Below are 21,793 nucleotides of genomic sequence, written 5' to 3'. Positions count from 1 at the left end.
AACCCGCTCAGCGGATCATGTAGACCTTCTTGATCGTCTCATGGACGGTGCAGACGCCTTTCCAGTCCTGCGGAAAGAACGCCGCCGTGTCCGGCTCGATCTCGATCACCTCGCCGGATTCATGCGCATAGGTGCAGCGTCCCTCAAGGAAGTGGCAGAACTCGTCGCGGGTGACGTGGCAGAGCCATTTGCCCGGGGTGCAGACCCACAGCCCGCATTCGGAACGGCCTTCCGGTCCCTTGTGCAGCAGCTTGCCCGAGGTGCGGGATTCCCCCTCGATCATGGTAGGAATGACGCCCCAGTCGACGAGGTCGGTGATAGCGAGCGGCGATTTCATGATTGGCGTTGGCATGTCGTGAAGCTCCAATGGCCGGCTTTAGGCCAGCATGTAGATATTGCGAATGGTCTCGTGGACGGTGCATTCGCCGGTCCAACCGGCCGGGAACATGACAGCCGTGGCGGCGGAGACCTCGATGACCTCGCCGTCGTCCGACCTGTAGGTCGCGCGGCCGGCAACGAAATGGCACAATTCGTCGCGCGGAATCGCCAGCCGCCACCGGCCGGGCGTGCAGACCCAGATGCCGGATTCCGGCTGGTTGTTCGGTCCCTTGTGTACCAGCCTGCCGGTGGAGTGCGAAGCGCCTTCCAGCGCATCCGGCTGGGCGCCCCAATCGACGAGGTCGGTGCGGGTCGAGGCTTGGTGGAGATGCGGCGCGGAGGCGGTCATGCGGGTGCTCCGGTTCGATACTGAGTTTTGACGCATCTTCGCTCCACGCCACCCCCCTCTGGCCTGCCGGACATCTCCCCCGCAAGGGGGGAGATCGGACTTCCGCTATGTCTTCGCCAATCGCCAACGTTGCTAGGCTGAAGCCGACGGTACGGCTGCCAATCTCCCCCCTTGCGGGGGAGATGGCCGGCAGGCCAGAGGGGGGTGCCTTGGCTCGGCACGTCAAACATCGCGCTCATAGAAGTTGCTCCAGCAGCCCCGCCGCCTTCTCCGGGCCGTTTTGCGACTGCATCTGCGCCGATGTCTTCGCCAGCTTGGTTTTGATTGCCGGGTCGGTCAGGCAGGTTTCGATCTTGGCGATCAGCTCGGCGTCGCTCCAGTCGTAGCGCGGCATGCCGAAGCCGTGGCCGGTTTCCTCGACGCGCGTCGCGTTGTCGTGGCCGTCCCAGACGTAGGGCATGCTGATCGCCGGCTTGCCGAAGTAGAGACACTCGGTGAACGAGTTGTTGCCGCCATGGTGGATCACCGCATCGACCTGCGGGATGACCGAGGGCTGCGGAAACCAGCTCTCGACGATGACGTTGCCAGGCACTTGCGCGTACTGGTCCTTGTAGCCGCCGACATTGACCAGCGCCCGGTAGCGCGTCTTGCCCAGCGTTGCGATGATGCGCTTCAGCAGATCGACATCGCCGGCGCCAAGGCTGCCGAAGGAAACGTAGAGCAATGGCCCGTCGTTATTCTCAGCGAAAGTCGGCACCGTGTAGGGCTTCTCCTGCCGCACGCAGCCTTCCAGATATTGGAATTTTGCCGGGTCGAGCGGATGGCGGCGCTTGAACTTCGCCGCCTCGGGATAGAGCAGCAAATTGAGGTAGGGCGAGGCTTCAAAAAACTGGCCGAGCGGGTAAGGCTCCTCGTTGCTAGCACGCAGGAACGCATTGAAGTCGTCATGGATCGGCTTGATGACGGCGTTGAAATGGTTGCGATAGCGCTCATGGCAGGCGTGGTCATTCTCGCCGCAGCCGGACAGGTGTGGCGGGATATCCTCGTCCTCGATCTCGTTTTCCGAGCAGGAGATAACGCGCACCCACGGCTTGCCATACTGCTTGATCGCCGGGAACAGGATGACGTTGTCGACACAGATAACATCCGGCTTGATCGTCGCAAGCACGCCAGGCAGATCCTTCTCAGCCCATTTGGCGCTATCGACAATCGCCGTCCAGCAATCCTTTACGTAGTTGTCGACCTGGTCGTAGGGCGACTTGCGGAAATTCGGTATGTGGCCGTTGATGAAGTCTTCCCAGAACTTGGCCATCTGTTCCGGCGGCATCGGTTCGGACAGGTTCACCGGATGAGCCTCGAAGCCATAGCCCTTATAGACGTCGACGAAGCCGGGGTCCGACAGGAACACCGCTTTGTGGCCGCGCGCCTCGACCGCCTGGGCGATGCCGACGGAATTGAGCGCCGGGCCGTAGGCTGCTTCCGGAAAAAACGCGATCGTCTTCTGCGCCATGAAAGCTTCTCCTTCAATCAATCTGCGAAAATTCTGACGTCGGCGGCATCCCAGCCGAGCTCGACCGCATCGCCTGACGCGACCGGGCGTCGGTCGGCGGCGTCGGCTGTGACGCGCACCAGGAACGGCTTTGGCGACAGAGCGGTGCGTACATGCAGCTGCAGGTCGAGCCCCTGATAGGCCAGCGCCTCGACTGTGCCAGCCACACGATTGGCCGTCTGCGCCGACGGAAACAGCCGGATGCGTTCGGGCCGCACCGAAGCGACGGCCGCAGCGCCGGGAGCCAGAGTCGAGGGAACCGCTCCGGTGATCCGTATGCCGTTCGCTGCCATCACCCCGTCGGCGGCGGCCTTGCCCGGCACGAAATTCATCACGCCGATGAAGTCGGCAACGAAGCGGTCGGCCGGATGCTCGTAGACGGCGTGCGGCGTGTCGCATTGCAGCAGCTTGCCGTCCCTGAGCACCGCCATGCGGTCGGCCATGACCAGCGATTCCTCCTGGTCATGGGTGACGATGACGAAGGTGATGCCGACCTCGTGCTGCAGGCGCTTCAGCTCCAGCTGCATGGCGCCGCGCAATTTCTTGTCGAGTGCGCCGAGCGGCTCGTCGAGCAGCAGCAGCCGCGGCCGCTTGACCAGCGCCCGGGCAAGCGCGACGCGTTGCTTCTGGCCGCCCGACAGTTGCTCCGGCTTGCGGTCGGCGAAGGTAACGAGTTCGGTCGTCGCCAGGATGGCGTCGACACGGGAGCGGATTTCCTTTGCCGGCAAGCGCTCCATTTCGAGGCCGTAGGAAACATTGGCCCTGACGCTCATATGCGGAAACAGCGCATAGGACTGGAACATCAGATTGACCGGCCGCTTGTTGGGCGGGGTCCTGGCGATGTCGCGCCCGTCGAGCAGGATTCGGCCGTGATTGGGTGTCTCGAAGCCGGCCAGCATGCGCAGCAACGTGGTCTTGCCGCAGCCCGAAGGTCCGAGCAGCGCGAAGAACTCGTTCTCACGGATATCCAGCGAGATGCCGTCAACGGCCGTCACCCGGCCGAAGTTCTTCGAGACCTTGTCGATCGCCAGCAGCGTGCGGGGTGCGCTCATTGGCCGATCACCCCGCGGTTGAGCCGCTGCGACAGGGTCAGCGCGGTGATCGAGACCGCCATGACGATGGTCGCCAATGCATTGATCTCCGGGGTGATGCCGAAGCGGATCATCGCATAGATCTGCATCGGCAGCGTGGTCGAGGCGCGGCCGGCGCCTGATGTGAAGAAGGCGATGATGAATTCGTCGACCGAAAGAGTGAAGGCGAGCAGCGCGCCGGCGACCACCGCCGGCAGGATGCCCGGCAATGTCACCCGCCGGAAGGTGGTGAGCGCCGAAGCGCCGAGATCGGCGGAAGCCTCGACGATCGACCAGTCGAAGCTTTTCAGCCGCGCGCGCACCACCGAGCAGACGAAGGCAAGGTTGAAGACGACATGGGCAAGGATGATGGTGTGCAGGCCCAGCGTGAAATCGAGCAAGGAGAAGAAGCTGAGTAGCGCGATCGCCAGCACGATGTCGGGAATGATCATCGGCGCAAAGATCAGCGCCTCGAGGCCGCTCCCATACTGCCGGCGCATTTCGACGCCGATTGCCAGCAGCGTGCCGAGCAGCGTGGCGATGGCGGTCGAGACCAGCGCCACGATCAACGTGTTGAGGGCGGCGGAAAGGATCGCGGCGTTTCCGGCGAGCGAGGCATACCATTTCAGCGAAAAGCCCGACCAGACGGTCGGCAGCCCGCCTTGGTTGAACGACAGCGCCACCAGCACGGCGATCGGGATATAGAGGAAGGCGAAGACCAGCGAGAGCACGAGCCAGAGCGTGCGGCGCGTGGCGGGGGAGCGCTCAGACATCGGCGCCCCCTTTCGCTTCGGCGATACGGCCCGCGGCGCGATCCGCGGCCAGGGCCTGCGTCGTCAGCACCAGCAACATGATGCCGATCAGCGCCATCGCCAGCGCCGCACCGAATGGCCAGTCATTGGCGGTCAGGAACTGGTCGTAGACAAGATTGCCGATCATCTGGAAGCGACCACCGCCGAGCAGCGCCGGCGTGACGAAATTGCCGATCGACAGCACGAAAACGAAGACGGCGCCGGCGGCGATGCCGGGCACGGTCAAGGGCAGGATGACCCGGCGAAACGTGGTCATGGCCGAAGCGCCGAGATCGCGCGAGGCTTCAGCGAGCTCCGGATTGAGCCGCGACAGCGGCGCGTAGCAGGCGAGGATGACGAAGGGCAGATAATTGTAGACCAGACCGGCGATGACGGCGCCTTCGGTATAGAGCATAGACGGCGGCTCACCGGTGTAGCCGAACCAGCGCAAGAGCTGAGTGATCAGACCTTCGCGGTTGAGCAGCACGATCCAGGCATAGGTGCGGATCAGGTAGTTGGACCAGAACGGCAAAACGGCAAAGAACAGGAATACCGGCTGCAGCCGGCGCGGTGCCGCAGCGATCGCATAGGCGGCGGCATAGCCGATCACCACCGCGATCAGGGTTGCGGTGCCGGCGATGCGCGCCGAATTGAGGAAGATGCCGGCATAGAGCGGGTCGAAAACCAGCCCGAAATTCTCCAGCGTGAACGTGTATTCGATGCCGCCATAGATACCGCGCCGGAAGAAGGCCAGCGCCAGCACCAGCGCGCATGGCACCACCATCAAGGCAGTGAGCCAGGCCAGCGCCGGCGCCATCAGCAAGGAGGAGCGAGTGGGGACTATAGATCTCATTGAGGAGTACCCCCCTCTGGCCTGCCGGCCATCTCCCCCTCAAGGGGGGAGATCAGCTGGACCACGGCCTGTGGCCAATCTCCAGTGCCCCGAATGGTTGGGATGCGGGCGAAACTGCCAATCTTCCCCCTTGAGGGGGAGATGGCCGGCAGGCCAGAGGAGGGCGTGAAGGAACGCAAGCTTGCTTCCAGTTTATCGGACTGCGGCGCCTACTGCGCGGCCTTGATCTCGCTGACGATCTTCGAATAGTCGCGTTGGGCATCGCCGACGTCGCGCAACTGCTCGAACTTGACCAGCTCGGCCACCGGCATGCTCATATTCGGGAATTTGGCGAGGAAATCGGCCGGCAGGCTTTCCATAGCCGGCTTGTTCGGCACCTTGTAGTCGATGTTCTGGGCCGCCCAGGCGTGGTTCTTGGCATCCAGCATGAAGTTGATGAATTGGAAGGCGGCGTCCTTGTTGGCCGACGCCTTCATCACCACCATCGTGTCGACCCACAGGTCCGAACCTTCCCTAGGGATGACGTATTTGATCTCAGGCTTCTCGGCGATGCCGTAATTGCACCAGCCATCCCATGCCTGTACCAACAACGCCTCGCCGGAGACCAGCTTCGAATAGAAGGTGGTGTCGTCATAGGCGAGCAAGGTTTTCTTGGCCGAGATCAGCAGGTCCTTGACCTCGGCGAGCTTGGCCGGATCGGTCTCGTTGACCGAATAGCCCTTGGCGAGCTGGCCGGCGGCAAGCAGCCAACGGTCGGTCGCCAGCATAGTGGTCTTGCCCTTGAGGGCATCGGATGGTGCGAGAAGATCGTTCCAGCTGGCCGGCTCGGTCTTCACCAGATCGGAGCGGTAGCAGAGGCCGGTCGTGCCCCAGGTGTAAGGCACGGAAAAATTATTGCCGACGTCGTGCGGCAGTTTCGTCGCCTCGGGATAGAGATTGGCGAGGTTGGGGATCTTGGCGTGGTCGATCGTCTCGATCAGGCCGAGCTTGTTCAGCACTTCGGCGAAGGGCGAGGAGACGAAGACCACGTCATAGCCCTTGCCGCCGGTCGCGACGAGTTTGCCCATGATCTCCTCATTGGTGGCGTGGACAACGACCTCGCCGGAAACGCCGGTCGCTGCTTTGAAGGCATCCATGGCGTCCGGCGCCATGTAGCCGTCCCAGTTGGAAATGACGAGGTCGGCGGCGGCCGCCGGCGCCGACAGCGCCAGGGCGAGGCCGAGCGCGATCGAGGATGTCTTTAACGAACGGTGCCGCAGGGTGGTGGCGGTCATGACAGACTCCCATTCTGGTTGATCGTCGAATTCAATCGATCGTCGGACCGCCGCTTGCGACCGTGCCGCGGCTTCGATCCTGTTCCCCGGTCTTTTTGTTGCCGATTGACCTCACAGTACTATTGCAGAAAAAAGTACGTCAATCCATAATTTGGAAAATCGCCGCGAACCTGGCCGATTGCGTCCGCAAGGGCGATCGGTCAAACCGCAGCGGTCAAGCCCGTTCACGAGAATCGCCATGCAAGCCGTTGCCAGACGACCACGCACCAACCATCTCGATCTCGCTCAGCGCATTCTGGATGTGGCCCGGCAATGCGGCTTCGAGGCCGGTGCTCATCTCCCGGAACAGCAGATCGCGTCGCTCTGCAACGTTTCGCGGACCCCGGTGCGGGCGGCGTTGCGGCTGCTCACCGAAAAAGGCGTGGTGCGCTGGGAAGCTGAATCCGGCTATCGGCTGGCCGTTGACCTCACCAACCAGGCGACCGTTGCCGCCGACCTGCCGAGCGCCGAAGAAGACGAACTCGTGGAGATGATCCTGCGCGACCGGTCGGCGCGCCGGTTGGATCAGACGGTGACCATTGGCGCGCTGATGCGGCGGTATGGCGCCGAACGAAAGACGGTACTAAAAGCACTAAAGAAACTGACAGATGAAAATCTTCTGGACCGCGCACCGGGACAGGCCTGGCTGTTCAGGCGGGCGCCTGACGATCCAGAGGCACAAGGGGAAAGCTACGAGTTCCGCCTGCTGCTCGAACCCGCCGCCATTCTGGGGCCTGGCTTTCGGCTGGACGGGACCCGCGCGGCAGCCTTGCGCCAGGGCATGGAAACGCTGCTGGCGCTGCCCGACGCCGCGTTCGATATCAAAGAGTTCCAGCGGCTGGACATCGACTTTCACGGCCTAATCGCCGATGGCGCCGCCAACCGGTTCGTCACCGACTCGCTGTCCGACCATCTCAGGCTGCGCCGGCTGCCGGGAACTTATGCTGGCGTCAACGTCTTCCGGCTGAAGCAATCGCTGCGCGAGCACCTGACCATACTCGACCAATTGGAAAGCCGGCAGTATGAGATTGCAGCCGATCTGCTTCGCGTCCATCTGCGATTGTCCCGTAGCCAGCGGCCGCAGGCGGCCAGCCGCGGGGCCCCCGCATTGTTCGGCATGATCAGCCGGCCGGACTGACGAGGACCACGAGAACAGTGACGCGCAAAGCCAGCCCGACCATCGCGCTGTTTCCCGAAGCGAGCTTCGGCGCGGCGCTCAATTGCGTCGGCATCGCGCAGGCCTTGCGCGCCCGTGGCGCCCGGCCGGTGTTCATCTGCCATGCCGGCTTTTCCGGCGTGTTCGCCGACTATGGTTTTCAGGAATACCAGTTGCCGACCGACGAGCCGCTGACCGACAGCGAACGCCAGAGCTATTGGCAGGCTTTCGTGCGCCGGCATCTGCCGCATTTCAGGCTGAGCCCGATCGATCAGCTCGAAACCTATGTCGCCCCGACCTGGGAAGCGATCGTCGATACGGCGGTCAATGCCGAGGCGCCGCTGCGCCAATTGCTGGCCCGGCTGAAGCCGGACGCCGTGGTGCTCGACAATGTCATCATGTTTCCGGCGCTGGCCGCTGCCGGCTGCCCATGGGTGCGCGTGGTCTCCTGCGCCGAAACCGAGCTGCCCGATGCCAATGTGCCGCCATATCTGTCCGGTCTCGCCGCCGACGACCCGAGCCGCGAGGCCTTCGAGGTGCGCTACCTGGCAGCCGTCGCTCCGGCCCATGACCGGTTCAGCCGGCTTCGGGCGGATGCCGGCCTTGCGCCCTTGCCGAAGGGTCTTTTTCTGGAAGCTTCGCCCGACCTCAATCTGCTGCTGACCCCGACGATCGTGCGCAGGCAGCGCGCCGAGCCGCTCGACCCGGCCCGCTTCGTCTATCTCGAAGGCTGTGTCCGTTCGGAAGGGCCGTTCGATGTGCCGGTCTTTCCGCGCAATGAGGGGCCGCTGGTCTATCTCAGCTTCGGCAGCCTGGGCGCCATGGATGTCGGCCTGATCGAGCGCATGCTCGCCGTGTTCGATCGGCTTCCGGCCCGCTTCATCGTCAATGTCGGCGGTCTGCGCGACACCTACCGCGCGGTTCCGGACAATGTCTTCCTCGACGCCTGGTTTCCGCAGCCGTCGGTCGTCGCGAAATCCGACCTCTTCATCCATCACGGCGGCAACAACAGCTTTTGCGAAGCGCTTCGTTTCGGCGTGCCGTCGCTGATCATGCCCTATTGCTGGGACGGGCACGACAATGCGCGGCGTGCCGTGGAAACCGGCGTCGGCCGTCACCTCAGCCGCGACGGCTGGAGCGACGAGGAACTGGAAAACATCATCCTTGGCCTAATGGCCGACGGCGAAATGCGCTTTCGCCTCAAGGAGAATGCGGCCACCATGGCACGGGCGCCGGGAACGGACGCCGCCGCCGAAGCCATTCTCGCCCTCGTAAGGACGTGACCTGATGCTCAACACAACGACAACGGATGCACCGCAAATGATCCCCATGGACGATCCGAAGGGGTGGCTGGAGCAGCAGGGGATCAGGGAAGTCGAGTGCCTGGTGCCGGATGTGAATGGCGTGTTGCGCGGCAAGGCCCTCCCGACGGCCAAGTTCCTGAAGTCGCTCGAGGACCGCGCGCTCTACCTGCCGAGCAGCGCCTTCCTGGTCTGCATAGACGGCCGCTATTCCGGTTCCAACGACGAGGGCTTCGGCTATCAGGACCCCGATATGCGGATGGTGCCGGATGTCGCGACGCTTTGCCTTGCACCCGGCGCCGGAGCCGGGAAAGCCTATGTCTTCGCCGATGCGTTTCACATGAACGATCGACCGTGGATGGCCTCGCCGCGTCATGTCTTGAGGGCCGTGCTCGATCTCTATCGCCAGCGCGGCTGGCGGGCGGTGGTGGCGCCTGAACTCGAATTCTACCTGACCGCGCCCAATCCCGATCCCGATCGGCCGCTGGCAGCGCCGGTCGGACGCAATGGCCGCGCCGAAACCGTACAGCACCCCTATGACATGGCGGCGCTGGAGGAATTCGAGCCGGTGATCCGGCGCCTTTACGACTATGCTCCGGTGGCCGGACTGCCGCTCGATACGCTGATCCACGAGTCAGGCACGGCGCAGCTGGAGATCAATTTCCTGCATGGCGACGCGCTGCCGCTGGCCGACAAGGTGCTGCTGTTCAAACGGTTGACGCGCCAGGCCGCACAGGAATTCGGCATGCATGCGACCTTCATGGCCAAGCCGATCGCCGCACAAGCCGGCAGCTCCATGCATCTCCACATGTCGGTGATCGACGAGGCCGGGGATACGCTGTTTGCCGGGCGCGACGATGCCGACACCGAGATGTTCGGGCATTTCATCGGCGGTCTGCAGAAATACATTCCCGAGGTGATGCCGCTGTTTGCGCCGAACGTGAATTCGTTCCGCCGCATCCGGCCGAACCACAGCGCACCCGCCAACATCGAGTGGTCGCACGACAACCGCTCCTGCGGCCTGCGCGTGCCGGCCGGCGGGCGGGCCGCGCGGCGGGTGGAAAACCGGCTGCCCGGCGCCGACGCCAACCCCTATCTGGCGATGGCCGGCTCGCTGCTCTGTGGCTATCTCGGCGTCGAGGAAAAGCTCTCGCGTTCGCCCGAGGCATCGGGCAACGCCTATCGCAGCAAGAGCACGCTGCCCAAAACCATGGAAGAGGCGCTCGACCGTTTCGCCGCCTGCAGCCCGGTTCGGGAGTTGCTCGGCGAGGATTTCTTCCAGACCTATCTGCGCGTCAAGAGCGTCGAGCTCGACCTGTTCCAGAGCGTCGTCACGAGCTGGGAACGCGAGCATCTGCTGCTCAAGGTCTGATGATGGGCTTCAACTCCGGCCTGGATATCGGCAAGTCCTACTATGTCGCGATGGCCAATCCGGCTCCGGACCATCCGGCGCTGCAGGGCGATGTCGACGCCGATCTGGTGGTCGTCGGCGGCGGCTGCACTGGCCTGTCCGCGGCCCTTCATGCGGCCGAGCGCGGGCTGAAGGTCGTGCTTTTGGAAGGCGGCAAGATCGGCTGGGGGGCGTCGGGGCGCAATGGCGGCCAGATCATCCCTGGCCTGCGCAAGGGCGCCAAGGGTCTGGTCAGGCTTTATGGGCCGGAGCGGGCGCGGGCGCTATTCGATCTCGCCTTCGAGGCGCGCGGACTGGTGCTCGACCTGATCGAGCGCCACGCCATCGATTGCGACCTCGGGCTGACCGGCCATCTGGCCGGTGCGGTCAATAGCTCCGATCTGCGCGATCTCGAAGAAGAGGCCGAGTGCCTTGCCACGGTGATGAATTTTCATGACATCGAGATGCTGTCGGCGGCGCAGGCACGTGGAATGGTGAACACTCCCTATCACGGCGCGATGTACGAAAAGCTCGGCGGCCATATGCATCCGCTGAACTACACGCTGGGTCTTGCCAGCGCCGCCGCTGCTGCGGGCGTCGCCATCCATGAGAACTCGGTCGCGCTTCGGCTGGAGCGGGAACCTTCCATACGGGTTTCGACGGCCAAGGGCTCGGTCCGGGCCAGGCACGTCGTGCTGGCGGGCGACGCGCTGCTCCAGGGGCTCGAGCCGCGCGTCAACAGCCGGATCATGCCGGTTGGCAACTACATCATCGCCACCGAGCTGCTGGGCGACACGAGCGATGTCATCCCAAGCAATGTGGCCGTTTCCGACACCCGCTTCGTGGTCAACTACTACCGGCTGTCGGCGGACGGCCGCCTGCTGTTCGGCGGCGGCGAGCGCTACACGCCGTCGCCGCCCGCCGACATTGCCGGCTTCGTGCGGCCGCATATGGAAAAGACCTTTCCGCAATTGCGCGGCCGCCGCATCGATCATGCGTGGGGTGGGCTGGTCTCCGTGACGACATCGCGCCTGCCGGATGTCGGCCACTATGGCGAAGTCTATTTTGCGCATGGCTATTCCGGCAAGGGCGTGATCCTGTCGTCGCTGTCGGGAAAGCTGCTCGCCGAGGCGATCACCGGCGATGCGTCGCGGCTCGATCTGTTCTCGACGCTGAGGCCAATGCCGTTTCCCGGCGGCACGGCGCTGCGCGGTCCGCTCTATGTGCTCGGCATGCTCTGGTACGCGATGCGCGACCGCATCAAGCATTGAGTTGGCCCGCATTAGGGAAAACGCAAGAGAGAAAGCTGTATAGATGGTCGAGGCCTTTATCTGCGACTATATCCGCACGCCGATCGGACGTTTCGGTGGGCAGTTGGCGTCGGTCCGCGCCGACGACCTTGGCGCGATTCCCTTGAGGGCTTTGATCGAACGCAATCCCGGCATTGACTGGGCTGATATCGACGGCGTCGTCTATGGCTGCGCCAATCAGGCCGGCGAAGATAATCGCAATGTGGCGCGCATGGCGCTGCTGCTCGCCGGACTGCCCAAGGAGGTTTCCGGCTCGACCGTCAATCGCCTCTGTGGTTCGGGCATGGATGCCGTGATCATCACCGCGCGCGCCATCAAATCAGGCGAGGCGGAGCTGATGATATCAGGCGGCGTCGAATCGATGAGCCGTGCTCCCTTCGTCATGCCCAAGGCGGAGACCGCCTTTTCGCGCAATGCCGAGATCCATGACACCACCATCGGCTGGCGCTTCGTCAACCCGCTGATGAAGGAGCAGTACGGCATCGATTCAATGCCGGAGACCGGTGAGAATGTTGCTGAAGAGTACGCCATCTCCCGCGCGGACCAAGATGCCTTTGCCGTGCGCAGCCAGGACAAGGCCGTGGCCGCGCAAGCCAATGGCCGGCTGGCGAAGGAAATCACTCCGGTGACGATCCCGCAGCGCAAGGGCGACGCGGTCATCGTCGCGAAGGACGACATCCACGCGCAGGTACGACGATCGAGGCGCTGGCGAAATTGCCGACGCCGTTCCGGCAAGGCGGCACGGTCACGGCCGGCAATGCGTCGGGCGTCAACGACGGTGCAGCGGCGCTGATGGTCGCCTCGGAAGCCGCGGTGAAGAAATACGGGCTGACGCCGATCGCCCGCATCCTCGGCGGTGCGGCCGCCGGCGTGGCGCCGCGCATCATGGGCATCGGCCCGGTACCGGCCACGCAGAAACTGTGTGCCCGGCTAGGGTTGAAGCCGACAGACTTCGACGTCATCGAGCTCAACGAAGCCTTTGCCTCCCAAGCCATCGCTGTGCTGCGCCAACTCGGCATTGCCGAGGACGCGGAGCACGTCAACCCGAATGGCGGCGCCATCGCGCTCGGCCATCCGCTCGGCATGTCGGGTGCGCGCATCACCGGCACGGCGGCGCTGGAACTTCGCGAGCGCGGCGGCCGCTATGCGCTCGCCACCATGTGCATCGGCGTCGGCCAGGGCATCGCGGTGGCGCTAGAGAGGCAGTAAACAAGATTAAGCGCCGGCCACGGTTTGCCACGAAGTGCGGCGAGCTGCAGCCCCGGCAAATTTGACCATGTGGACAAAGGTCGGACGCCGTTCCATAGTTCTCGCTGATAGTTCAAAGAACAGCCGGCTCGACACGGCGTCAATCAGAGGGGCATGCAATGGAAAATGGGAAGAGTAAAATGCAATCGAAACGCGAAGGGCTTTCGCGACGCAACGTGCTGGAACTCGGCGCGCTTGGCCTGGCGGCAGCCGTGCTGCCGGGCAGTGCCTTGGCGCAGGACAAGAAGCTGAAGGTGGCGGCGATCTTCGCCACGCCGACCGAGGAGCCATGGGTCCACCAGATCCATGTCGCCCTGCAGAGGGCCGAGAAGGAACTCGGCATCGAATACAAATGGTCGGAGAAGGTGCAGACGGCCGATTTCAGCCGTGTCATGCGCGAATATGCGCAGGGCGGCTATGAGCTGGTGCTGGGCGATGCTTTCGCCGCCGAACGCGAATCCCGCCGCACCGCCAAGCAGTTTCCGAAGGTCGCCTTCCTGTTCGGCTCCGGCGCCGGGCCGGCCGAGCCGAATTTCGCAGTCTTCGATAACTGGATTCACGAGCCAGCCTATCTCTCCGGCCTGATCGCCGGAAAGATGTCGAAATCAGGCACGATCGGTGCCGTGGCGGCGATGGGCATTCCGGAAGTGAACCGGCTGGTCAATGCCTTCTTTGCCGGCGCCCGGGAGGTCAATCCTGATATCAAGAGGAAGGTCGCTTTCATCGGCTCTTTCTTCGACCCGCCAAAGGCCAAGGAAGCCGCTATCGCCCAGATCGACGCCGGCGTCGACGTGATCTATGCCGAACGTTTCGGCGTCATCGAAGCGGCAGTCGAGAGGAAGATCCTCGCCATCTCCAACATGTCCGACCAGTCCAACCTCGGCCCGGACACGGTGATCACCGGCCCGGTCTGGGACATGTACCCAACGGTCGAGCACGCGATCAAACTGGTCAAGGCCGGCGTCTTCACCGCGCAGGATTACGGCGATTTCTCGCGCATGGCCAAGGGCGGTTCCTTCCTGGCGCCCTATCACAAGTTCGACAAGACGCTGCCCGCCGACGTCAAGGAGCTGGTCGAGAAGAAAAAGGCCGAGATCCTCGACGGCAATTTCCGCGTCAACGTCGACGAGGACACGCCGGTTTCGGATTGAGTGCTGTCTCTTGGGGTCGGGCGCTTGTCGCCCCCCTCTGGCCTGCCGGCCATCTCCCCCTCAAGGGGGGAGATCGGATGTCACTTCGGCTTTCGCAAATCGTCAACGCTGAAGAAGAGGCGCTGTCGGCGAAGCTGCTAATCTCCCTCCTTGAGGGGGAGATGGCCGGCAGGCCAGAGGGGGGCGCAGCGCATCCCCGTGATCAAAGCTGAATCATAGAGCCAATTCCGATCAGGAGTACCCGTGCCGACGCCCGCCCCTCTCATCGAAATGCGCGGCATCTCCAAGAGCTTCGGCGCCGTCAAGGCGAACGAAGCCGTCGATCTCAGCGTTGCGCCGGGCGAGATTCTCGGGCTGCTGGGTGAAAACGGTGCCGGCAAGACGACGCTGATGAACGTGCTGTTCGGCGCCTATGCGCCGGACGCCGGCGAGATCCTGGTTCAGGGCCGGCCGGTGACGATCAACAGCTCGGCCGATGCGCTTGCCGTCGGCATCGGCATGGTGCACCAGCATTTCCACCTGGGACCCCGGCTTTCGGTGTTGGAAAATCTGCTGATCGGCATTCCCGGCAAATCGGGCCGGATCGATCGCGCCGGCGGGCGGGCGCGGCTCAACGAGATCGGCCGCCAGCATGGGCTCACGCTTGATCCGGACCTTCCCGTCTCGGCGTTGTCGATCGGCGAGCAGCAGCGGCTCGAAATCGTCAAGGCGCTGTTTCGCGGTGCAAGGCTGCTGATCCTCGACGAGCCGACGGCGGTGCTGGCGCCGACAGAGGTCGACGGGCTGTTTTCGGCGCTGCGGTCGATGGCGGCCCAGGGCCTCGGCATCATCTTCATCTCGCATAAGCTCAACGAGGTGCGCGCGCTGACCCATCGCTGCGTGGTGCTGCGGCATGGCCGCGTGACCGGGCGCGTCGATACCCCCGCAAGCACGACATCCTCGGAGATGGCGCGGCTGATGTGCGGCCACGAGATCGTTCCACCGGCTAGGGGGCCATCGAAGCCGGGTGCCGCGGTGCTGACCTTGGCCGGCATCTCGACCTCGCGCCATTCCGGCATGGTGCTGCGCGATGTCTCGCTTTCGGTGCGTGCCGGCGAGATCCTCGGCATTGCCGGTGTCGCGGGCAATGGCCAACGGGCGCTGGCGGAGGTGATCTCCGGCGTTCGTGCGCCCGATGCCGGCCAAATGACGATAGCCGGCAAAGTGGTCTCGCGGTTCTCGCCGCGCGAGGTGCAGGCGCTCGGTCTCGGGCGCATTCCGGAAGACCGGATGACGACGGGGCTGGTCACCAACCTGCCGCTCGCCGATTCGATGGTGCTGCCGCGCATCGGCACGGGGGCGTTCAGCCGCAACGGCCTGCTCAGGCCCGACGCGATCCGCGCTTTCGCCGAGGCGCAGATCAAGGCCTATGACATACGCTGCCCCGGGCCGATGACGCGGGCCGGAGCGCTGTCTGGTGGCAATCTGCAAAAGGCGCTGCTGGCGCGCGAGCTCGCCTTCGACCCAAAGGTGCTGATCGTGTCGCAGCCGACGCGCGGTCTCGACATTGGTGCGGCGCGCTTCATCCACGAAAAGTTCCTCGACATGCGTGCCAGGGGCTGCGGCATCGTCGTCATCGGCGAGGATCTCGAAGAGCTGCTCATGCTCTGCGACCGCATCGTGGTGATGTATGAGGGACGCATCGTCGGCACGCTCGACAGCGCCGACGCCACCATCGCGCAGCTCGGCCTGATGATGACCGGAGCGGGGGGACAGGCTGATGATCCGTCTTGAGGCACGCACCAGTACGCCCGCCTGGTTCAATCTGGGTTTGCCGCTGCTGGCGATCGGCGCGACATTGGTGCTGTGCAGCGGCCTCATCGCGCTGGCCGGCGCCGGCGTCATCGAGGCGTATGGCGTGATGTTTGCGGCGTCGCTCGGCGACAGCTACGCGATCACCGAAACGCTGGTGCGCGCAACACCGATGATCTTCACCGGCCTTGCCGTCGCCGTCGCCTTCCGCGCCAAATTCTGGAACATCGGCGCCGAGGGGCAGTTGCTTGCCGGGGCGGTGGCGAGCTGCGCGGTCGGCGCCATCCCGATGCCGGGGCCGCTTGCCATGCTTCTCATGGCGGTGGCGGGTGCGGCTGCCGGCGCGGCGGTCGCCCTTATCCCCGCCATGCTGCGGGTAAAATTCAAGGTCGACGACGTGGTCAGCTCGCTATTGCTCAATTCGGTCATCTTCTACGCCCTGATGGCGCTGATCGAAGGCCCGTGGAAAGACAGTTTCAGCGGCTATCCGATCTCGCCGCCGATCGAGGATTCAGCGAATTTCCCGGTGCTGCTCGAAGGTACGCGGCTGCATCTCGGCGTCGTGGCGGCGTTCCTTGCAGCGCCGGTCATCTGGTTCCTGATCGCGCGCACGACCCTCGGCTTCCGGATCAGGGTCGTCGGCGAGAATCCCGAAGCCGCGCGCTACGGCGGCATCCATGTCGAGCGGGTGCTGATCTCGACGGCGCTGCTGTCCGGCGCGCTGGCCGGGCTGGCCGGCGTCAGCGAGGTCGGCGGCGTGCATTTCCAGGTGATGAGCGACATCTCGCCGGGCTATGGCTATTCCGGCATCGTCGTCGCCATGCTGGCGCGGCTCAACCCGCTCGGCGTGGTGCCGGCGGCGCTCTTCCTCGCCGCGGTCATGACCGGCGCCGAGGCGATGTCGCGGGCCACCGGCGTTCCCGCCTTCCTCAGCGACGTCATCCAGGGAACCGCGCTGCTCGCCATGCTGGTGGCGCTGCTGTTCACCGCCTACCGTATCCGCCGCGTGGGGACAGCAAAATGAGCGTCGTGCTCGAACAGATTTTTCAGGTCGGCTTCCTCGCCGCGATCATCCGCATCGCCACGCCTTTGGCTTTTGCGACACTGGGCGAGATGTTCTCCGAGCGGGCCGGCGTGCTCAATCTCGGCATCGAAGGCATCATGCTGTTGTCGGCGATGACCGGCTTCACGGCGACCAGCCTCAGCGGCAGCCTGTGGCTCGGCGTTCTTGCGGCAGTTGTCACCGGGGCGCTGATGGGTGCCGTGCATGCGCTGTTTACGGTGGCGCTCGGCCTCAGCCAGCATGTCTGCGGCATCGGCGTGACACTGTTCTCGTCGGGCCTCGCCTATTTCCTTTACCGGCTGATCTTCGGCCAGCAATCGGTGCCGCCCAGCATCAAGAGTTTCGAAACGCTGCCGATTCCGGTTCTCTCCGATATCCCGGTGCTCGGACCAGCGGTGTTCAACCAGTTTTCGCTGGTTTACATGGCGATGGCAGCCGTCCCCCTGGCCGCCTTCGTGCTCTACCGGACGCCATGGGGGCTGTCGGTGCGCATGGTCGGCGAAAATCCGCGCGCCGCCGATTCGGCCGGCGTCAGCGTCATCGCCACGCGCTTCCAGGCGGTGATCCTCGGCGGCGCGCTGATGGGGCTGGCCGGGGCTTTCCTGTCGATGGTGCAGTTCAACGCCTTCACCTTCGGCCTTGTCTCCGGGCGTGGCTGGGTCGCGATCGCGCTCGTCGTCTTCGGCCGCTGGGATCCGTGGCGCTCGGCGGGAGCGGCATTGCTGTTCGCCTTCGTCGATGCCTTGCAGCTGCGCATGCAAGCGAGCGGGCTCGGCCATATTCCCTATGAGGCGTTCCTGATGCTGCCCTTCATCTTCACCATCGTCGCCATGGCGGTGATGTCGCGCAACGCGGTCGCGCCGTCGGCGCTGCTCAAGCCGTTCCGCCGGGAAGAACGCTGACAGGCTGGGGCGAAATGCCGACCGCCATGGCCGCAACGAGGCGACGGTGAGTACCTCCAAGTTCAGGCGTTGAGCGCCGCCAGCACCCGCTCCGGGAGGAAAGGGTAGTGCCGGAGCCGCACGCCGCCGGTGAGCCGCGCCACCGCGTTGGCGATCGCCGGACCGATCGGCGGGAGCCCGACCTGGCCGATGCCCCCGATCGCAGTCTCGGGCGTTGGAATCACGGCGACCTTGATATCGGGCGCCTCGGACATGCGTATCACCCGATAGGTGTCGAAGTTCGATTCCTGCACCTCGCCATTGATGATGTTGATCTGCTCGAACAGCGCGTGGCTGGCACCGTTTGTGATCCCGGTAATCATCAACGCTTCGATATTGCGCGGCTGTACCGCTATCCCCGGATCGACGGCGCACCACACGGTGTGCACGCGGATCTCCCCGGTTTCCCGGTCAAGAGACACCTCGGCGATCTCGGCGCAATGCGAGCCAAAGGCATCGGAATAGGCGACGCCCAGTGCTCGCCCGTCGCGCTGGCGGTCCCATTCCGCCATTTCGGCGACGGTCTCGATGACCTTGCGCGCCCGCGGCTGGTCCTTCAGGAGCTCCAGCCGAAACGCCACAGAATCGACGCTCTTGGCAGTGGCGATTTCGTCGATGACACATTCGATGCCGAACCTGGTATAGCCAACCCCGACCCCGAACCAGAAGCCGATGTCCAGCCCGTTATCCCTACGGATATACTCGATCTGATGCGCAGGGACGGCATAGTTGAAATGCGCGCCCTCGGTCACCACACTGTCGTGGCCGCCTTCGCTCTCGAACAGCTGAGGCATCGTCCGGGCAAAAATGGAATCGGCCACGATGCGGTGCCGCCAGCCGACGATGTTGCCGTCGGCATCGAGACCGACCTGCACATGTTGCGCCTCGAGCGGCCGGTACTTGCCATGCTGGACGTCGTCTTCACGGCTCCAGATGACCTTGACCGGGCGGCCTTGCACCGCCTTGGCCAGCGACACGGCATCGATGATGAAGTCGGCCTCGGCTTTACGGCCAAAGCCGCCACCGAGCAGGGTAGTGTTCACCTTGACCTTGTCAGGGGTGGTGCCGGCCACCTCCGCGGCAAAGCCCTGGGTGCCTGTTGGACCTTGCGTCGGCGCCCAGATTTCCACCGTATCCTCGGTCACGAGCGCCGTGGCGTTCATCGGCTCCATGGTCGCATGGTGAACGTGATCGCTCATGTAATCGACCTCGATGACCGTTGCGGCCTTCGAGATCGCGGCCTGTGCGTCGCCTTGCATGGGAGCGCTGACGCCGGTTCGGGAAAGGTCGCGGCCAATGCTGCGATACTCTTCCAACAGCCGATCGCTGGTGTAACTGCGGATTCGCGACGATTTGGTCCAAACGATTTTGAGCAGATCCTTGGCCCGCTTCGTCGCCTCGACCGTTTCGCCGATGATGCCGACGCCGTAGGGAAGCGGAACGATGTGCGTGATGCCCGGCACCGCCCTGGCTTCGCCATCGTCGATAGTTTGCGGCTGCTCGCCCTGAACGGGCGCCCGCAGCACCGCTCCGTACAGCATATCCGGAAGCTGCACGTCGATGCCGAAGATCGCGGTCCCGTCGACCTTCGAGGGCACGTCGACACGCGGTACCGTCAGATTTCCGATATAGCGCCACCGATCGCTCGGCTTCAGATCGGCGTCTGTCGCCTGCGGCAGCGGCTCCGGAAGCACGGCGGCCGCGGCGACCTCGCCATAGTCGAGTGAGCGGCCCGACGGCGCGTGCACGACCCGGCTGGGCTCCGTGGTGAGTTCGCTCACCGGAACGTTAAGTATGGCGGCAGCACTCGCCAGGATGACCTTGCGGGTCTGGGCGCCGACCAGGCGCAGCATCTTGTAATAGCCTCGCGTGGATTCGCTGCCGCCGGTGAGCTGTACGCCGTAAAAGCCAGGATTGCCGTACTTCTCCGCGTCGGACGGAGCCTGGACGACGCGAACCTTGTCCCAATCGGCATCCATGTCCTCGGCGATGAGCAGCGGCAGCGTCGTCATGATACCCTGCCCCATCTCGGACGCCGGTGACATGATGGTCACGGTGCCGTCGGCGACGAGGCTCAGCCAGGCGTTCGGCCGGTAACTGTCCTCGATCGCCGGCGCAACGCTGGCGCCCGAGGCATCCTGGAGCAGACCGCCGAACGCTACCGCGATGCTAGTGGCGCCGACGGTGATGAGAAAGCTGCGCCGCGAGAGCACTCTGGTGTGCAGTTGCAATGTCTCGGTCATGGCTCAGGCCTCCCGTGCGGCGCGCTGAATGGCGCTGATGATCCGCACATAGGTCCCGCAGCGGCAGATGTTGCCGTCCATATGTTCGACGATCTGGTCGCGGGTCGGGTTGGGGTTGCTCCTGAGGAGCGCCGCCGCCTGCATGATCTGCCCAGACTGGCAATAGCCGCATTGCGGCACCTGCTCGGCGATCCAGGCCTGCTGCAGCGGATGGCTGCCATCCGGCGACAGGCCTTCGATCGTCGTCACCTCCATTCCGGCCACCTCCTGAAGCAGGGTTATGCAGGAGCGCGTCGGCTCGCCGTCGACGTGAACGGTGCAGGCGCCACATTGCGCGATGCCGCAGCCGAATTTGGTGCCGGTGAGTTTCAGATGCTCCCGTATCGCCCACAGAAGTGGGGTATCTGGCTCGGCGGCGAGATCCACCGCCCGTCCATTGATCGTGAACGCTGTCATGAATATTTCCCTTATCCGGTGCTTTCTGGATAGGCGAAAATTGCGGCTATCCTTAAAGTGCGTATTGCTTTCGCAACCCTGAGGTATCATCCAGTTACGATAGTGACTTTGTCAGCGTTGCCCATAGGAATTTTCTCCGTTAGCTGCGGCGAAAACTGATAATAGTACGCAGCTGATGATAGTTACTTTGCCATTGATCGCGATCAAGGAAACGTTGTTACTAAATAACCAGTTGAGGGAATGGAGGTCTATGCTGTAAAGTCCGTAATATCTTCGCAATCGTCCGGAACGCCCATGGATCCGCTCTCAGACGTGCTGTCGCTGCTGAAGCCACGCAGCCATGTGTCCGCTGGCTTCGACGCGGGTGGAAACTGGTCAATCCAGTTCTCCGATCAGCACGAACGCATCAAATGCTACGCCGTGGTTTCCGGCGGGTGCTGGCTCTCCGTGGAAGGCGTTGCCGACCCCGTGCGCCTGGAGAAGGGGGACTGCTTCGTGCTGCCGAGTGGGCGGCCTTTCCGCCTCGCAAGCGACATGACTTTGACGCCTGTCGACGCCGGCACGTTTTTTCCTCCCGCGCGCGCTGGCGGCGTCGTGACGTACAATGGCGGCGGTGATTTCTTTCTTGTCGGCAGCCGCTTCGCCGTCAGCGGCAATCATGCCGGCGTCCTGTTGGGGATGCTGCCGCCTATCGTGCATATCCGGAGAGAAACGGATCAGGCGGCGCTGCGCTGGTCGGTGGAGCGGATGATGCAGGAGCTGCGCGAACCGCAGCCGGGCGGTTTTCTGGTTGCGCAACACCTCGCCCACATGATGCTGCTCCAGGCCCTGCGCCTGCATCTGGCGGAAGGGCTGGGAGGTGGCGTTGGATGGTTTTTCGCCCTGGCAGATAGACAGATGGCTGCTGCGATCAACGCCATGCACGACGATCCGGCGCATCGCTGGACATTGCTGGAGCTGGCGGAGCGTGCCGGCATGTCGCGATCGACCTTTGCCCTGAAATTCAAGGAGATGGTTGGGACGTCGCCGATGGAGTACCTGACGAACTGGCGAATGCTGCTGGCGGGGGACAGGCTGGCGAACTCCAGCGATCCAATTTCCATTATTGCCCTGTCGCTCGGCTACGAATCCGAAAGCGCCTTCAGCACGGCCTTCAAGAGGGTCATGAACTGTACACCACGACAATATGGCCGTGGCCGGAATCCGGCTTCCCCTTCAAACAGCGGGATGGAAGCCGCCCGCCCCAGCGGTCGAGCCGAAGGGAATTCTCAGCCCCCGCTTAGCGTCAGCATCACATTCGGCAGCGCCGGCAGCGTCGACAAAACCGTGCCGGCAAGCCAGATGGACGAGACGACGATGCTTCTGGGGCGCGCCGACCAGCGCTCATAGAGCGCGGCCGGGACGCCGGCGAGCATGATGGTCAGCGTCGACAGGATCAGC

Annotated in this window: 18 protein-coding genes and 1 pseudogene; 10 read left to right on the top strand and 9 right to left on the bottom strand. The window is 64.0% G+C overall.

Annotated elements, in window-relative coordinates:
- Positions 1-7 precede the first annotated feature (7 nt).
- The 7 genes from NKH36_RS08680 to NKH36_RS08650 all read right to left on the bottom strand — a co-directional run bounded on the left by NKH36_RS08680 (position 8) and on the right by NKH36_RS08650 (position 6,264).
- Positions 8-352 carry a cupin domain-containing protein gene (locus tag NKH36_RS08680; RefSeq protein WP_352961170.1) on the bottom strand — a complete coding sequence of 115 codons (345 nt, stop codon included), beginning with the start codon at positions 350-352 and terminating at the stop codon, positions 8-10.
- Between the two features lie 24 nt (positions 353-376).
- Positions 377-727: a cupin domain-containing protein gene (locus NKH36_RS08675; RefSeq protein WP_352961168.1), complete on the bottom strand. Its 351-nt coding sequence runs from the start codon at positions 725-727 to the stop codon at positions 377-379.
- A 235-nt stretch (positions 728-962) separates the two neighbouring features.
- Positions 963-2,237 (bottom strand): glycosyltransferase, encoded by a 1,275-nt coding sequence (locus NKH36_RS08670; RefSeq protein WP_352961166.1) that lies wholly within the window; start codon positions 2,235-2,237, stop codon positions 963-965.
- 17 nt (positions 2,238-2,254) lie between these two features.
- Complete coding sequence (locus tag NKH36_RS08665; RefSeq protein ID WP_352961164.1) at positions 2,255-3,328, bottom strand: ABC transporter ATP-binding protein; 1,074 nt, start codon at positions 3,326-3,328, stop codon at positions 2,255-2,257.
- Positions 3,325-4,119, bottom strand: a complete 795-nt coding sequence (locus NKH36_RS08660) for an ABC transporter permease (RefSeq protein ID WP_352961162.1) — start codon at positions 4,117-4,119, stop codon at positions 3,325-3,327. The genes NKH36_RS08665 and NKH36_RS08660 overlap by 4 nt, the downstream gene beginning before the upstream one ends.
- Positions 4,112-4,954 (bottom strand): ABC transporter permease, encoded by an 843-nt coding sequence (locus tag NKH36_RS08655; RefSeq protein WP_352961513.1) that lies wholly within the window; start codon positions 4,952-4,954, stop codon positions 4,112-4,114. The genes NKH36_RS08660 and NKH36_RS08655 overlap by 8 nt, the downstream gene beginning before the upstream one ends.
- 245 nt (positions 4,955-5,199) lie before the next feature.
- Positions 5,200-6,264, bottom strand: coding sequence for a polyamine ABC transporter substrate-binding protein (locus tag NKH36_RS08650; protein WP_352961160.1), 1,065 nt, complete (start codon positions 6,262-6,264; stop codon positions 5,200-5,202).
- 238 nt (positions 6,265-6,502) lie between these two features.
- Between NKH36_RS08650 and NKH36_RS08645 the strand changes: the two genes are divergently transcribed.
- The 9 genes and pseudogenes from NKH36_RS08645 to NKH36_RS08605 all read left to right on the top strand — a co-directional run bounded on the left by NKH36_RS08645 (position 6,503) and on the right by NKH36_RS08605 (position 17,615).
- Positions 6,503-7,441: a GntR family transcriptional regulator gene (locus tag NKH36_RS08645; protein WP_352961158.1), complete on the top strand. Its 939-nt coding sequence runs from the start codon at positions 6,503-6,505 to the stop codon at positions 7,439-7,441.
- A 17-nt stretch (positions 7,442-7,458) separates the two neighbouring features.
- Positions 7,459-8,742 (top strand): glycosyltransferase, encoded by a 1,284-nt coding sequence (locus NKH36_RS08640; RefSeq protein ID WP_352961156.1) that lies wholly within the window; start codon positions 7,459-7,461, stop codon positions 8,740-8,742.
- A gap of 4 nt (positions 8,743-8,746) precedes the next feature.
- Positions 8,747-10,132: a glutamine synthetase family protein gene (locus NKH36_RS08635; RefSeq protein ID WP_352961154.1), complete on the top strand. Its 1,386-nt coding sequence runs from the start codon at positions 8,747-8,749 to the stop codon at positions 10,130-10,132.
- Positions 10,132-11,421, top strand: a complete 1,290-nt coding sequence (locus tag NKH36_RS08630) for an NAD(P)/FAD-dependent oxidoreductase (protein ID WP_352961152.1) — start codon at positions 10,132-10,134, stop codon at positions 11,419-11,421. Before NKH36_RS08635 ends, NKH36_RS08630 begins: the two co-directional genes overlap by 1 nt.
- A gap of 43 nt (positions 11,422-11,464) precedes the next feature.
- Positions 11,465-12,669, top strand: a pseudogene (gene pcaF, locus NKH36_RS08625) (3-oxoadipyl-CoA thiolase).
- 158 nt (positions 12,670-12,827) lie between these two features.
- Positions 12,828-13,859: a BMP family protein gene (locus tag NKH36_RS08620; RefSeq protein WP_352961150.1), complete on the top strand. Its 1,032-nt coding sequence runs from the start codon at positions 12,828-12,830 to the stop codon at positions 13,857-13,859.
- Positions 13,860-14,129: 270 nt separating this feature from the next.
- Positions 14,130-15,632: an ABC transporter ATP-binding protein gene (locus NKH36_RS08615; RefSeq protein ID WP_352961510.1), complete on the top strand. Its 1,503-nt coding sequence runs from the start codon at positions 14,130-14,132 to the stop codon at positions 15,630-15,632.
- Complete coding sequence (locus NKH36_RS08610) at positions 15,619-16,674, top strand: ABC transporter permease (protein WP_352961148.1); 1,056 nt, start codon at positions 15,619-15,621, stop codon at positions 16,672-16,674. The genes NKH36_RS08615 and NKH36_RS08610 overlap by 14 nt, the downstream gene beginning before the upstream one ends.
- Positions 16,671-17,615, top strand: coding sequence for an ABC transporter permease (locus NKH36_RS08605; protein WP_352961146.1), 945 nt, complete (start codon positions 16,671-16,673; stop codon positions 17,613-17,615). The genes NKH36_RS08610 and NKH36_RS08605 overlap by 4 nt, the downstream gene beginning before the upstream one ends.
- A 62-nt stretch (positions 17,616-17,677) precedes the next feature.
- On the opposite strand, the gene NKH36_RS08600 is transcribed toward NKH36_RS08605, so the two are convergent.
- Both NKH36_RS08600 and NKH36_RS08595 read right to left on the bottom strand, forming a co-directional pair.
- Positions 17,678-19,897, bottom strand: a complete 2,220-nt coding sequence (locus tag NKH36_RS08600) for a xanthine dehydrogenase family protein molybdopterin-binding subunit (protein ID WP_352961144.1) — start codon at positions 19,895-19,897, stop codon at positions 17,678-17,680.
- A gap of 3 nt (positions 19,898-19,900) precedes the next feature.
- Complete coding sequence (locus NKH36_RS08595; protein WP_352961142.1) at positions 19,901-20,353, bottom strand: (2Fe-2S)-binding protein; 453 nt, start codon at positions 20,351-20,353, stop codon at positions 19,901-19,903.
- A gap of 294 nt (positions 20,354-20,647) precedes the next feature.
- Here NKH36_RS08595 and NKH36_RS08590 point away from each other — a divergent pair, with 294 nt between their 5' ends.
- Positions 20,648-21,742 (top strand): AraC family transcriptional regulator, encoded by a 1,095-nt coding sequence (locus tag NKH36_RS08590; protein WP_352961140.1) that lies wholly within the window; start codon positions 20,648-20,650, stop codon positions 21,740-21,742.
- Positions 21,743-21,793 lie beyond the last annotated feature (51 nt).

This window comes from Mesorhizobium sp. M1312, from assembly GCF_040318115.1.
Taxonomy (GTDB): domain Bacteria; phylum Pseudomonadota; class Alphaproteobacteria; order Rhizobiales; family Rhizobiaceae; genus Mesorhizobium.
Note: the sequence above shows the minus strand (reverse complement) of the source record. Positions and strands in the feature narration are given on the sequence as shown.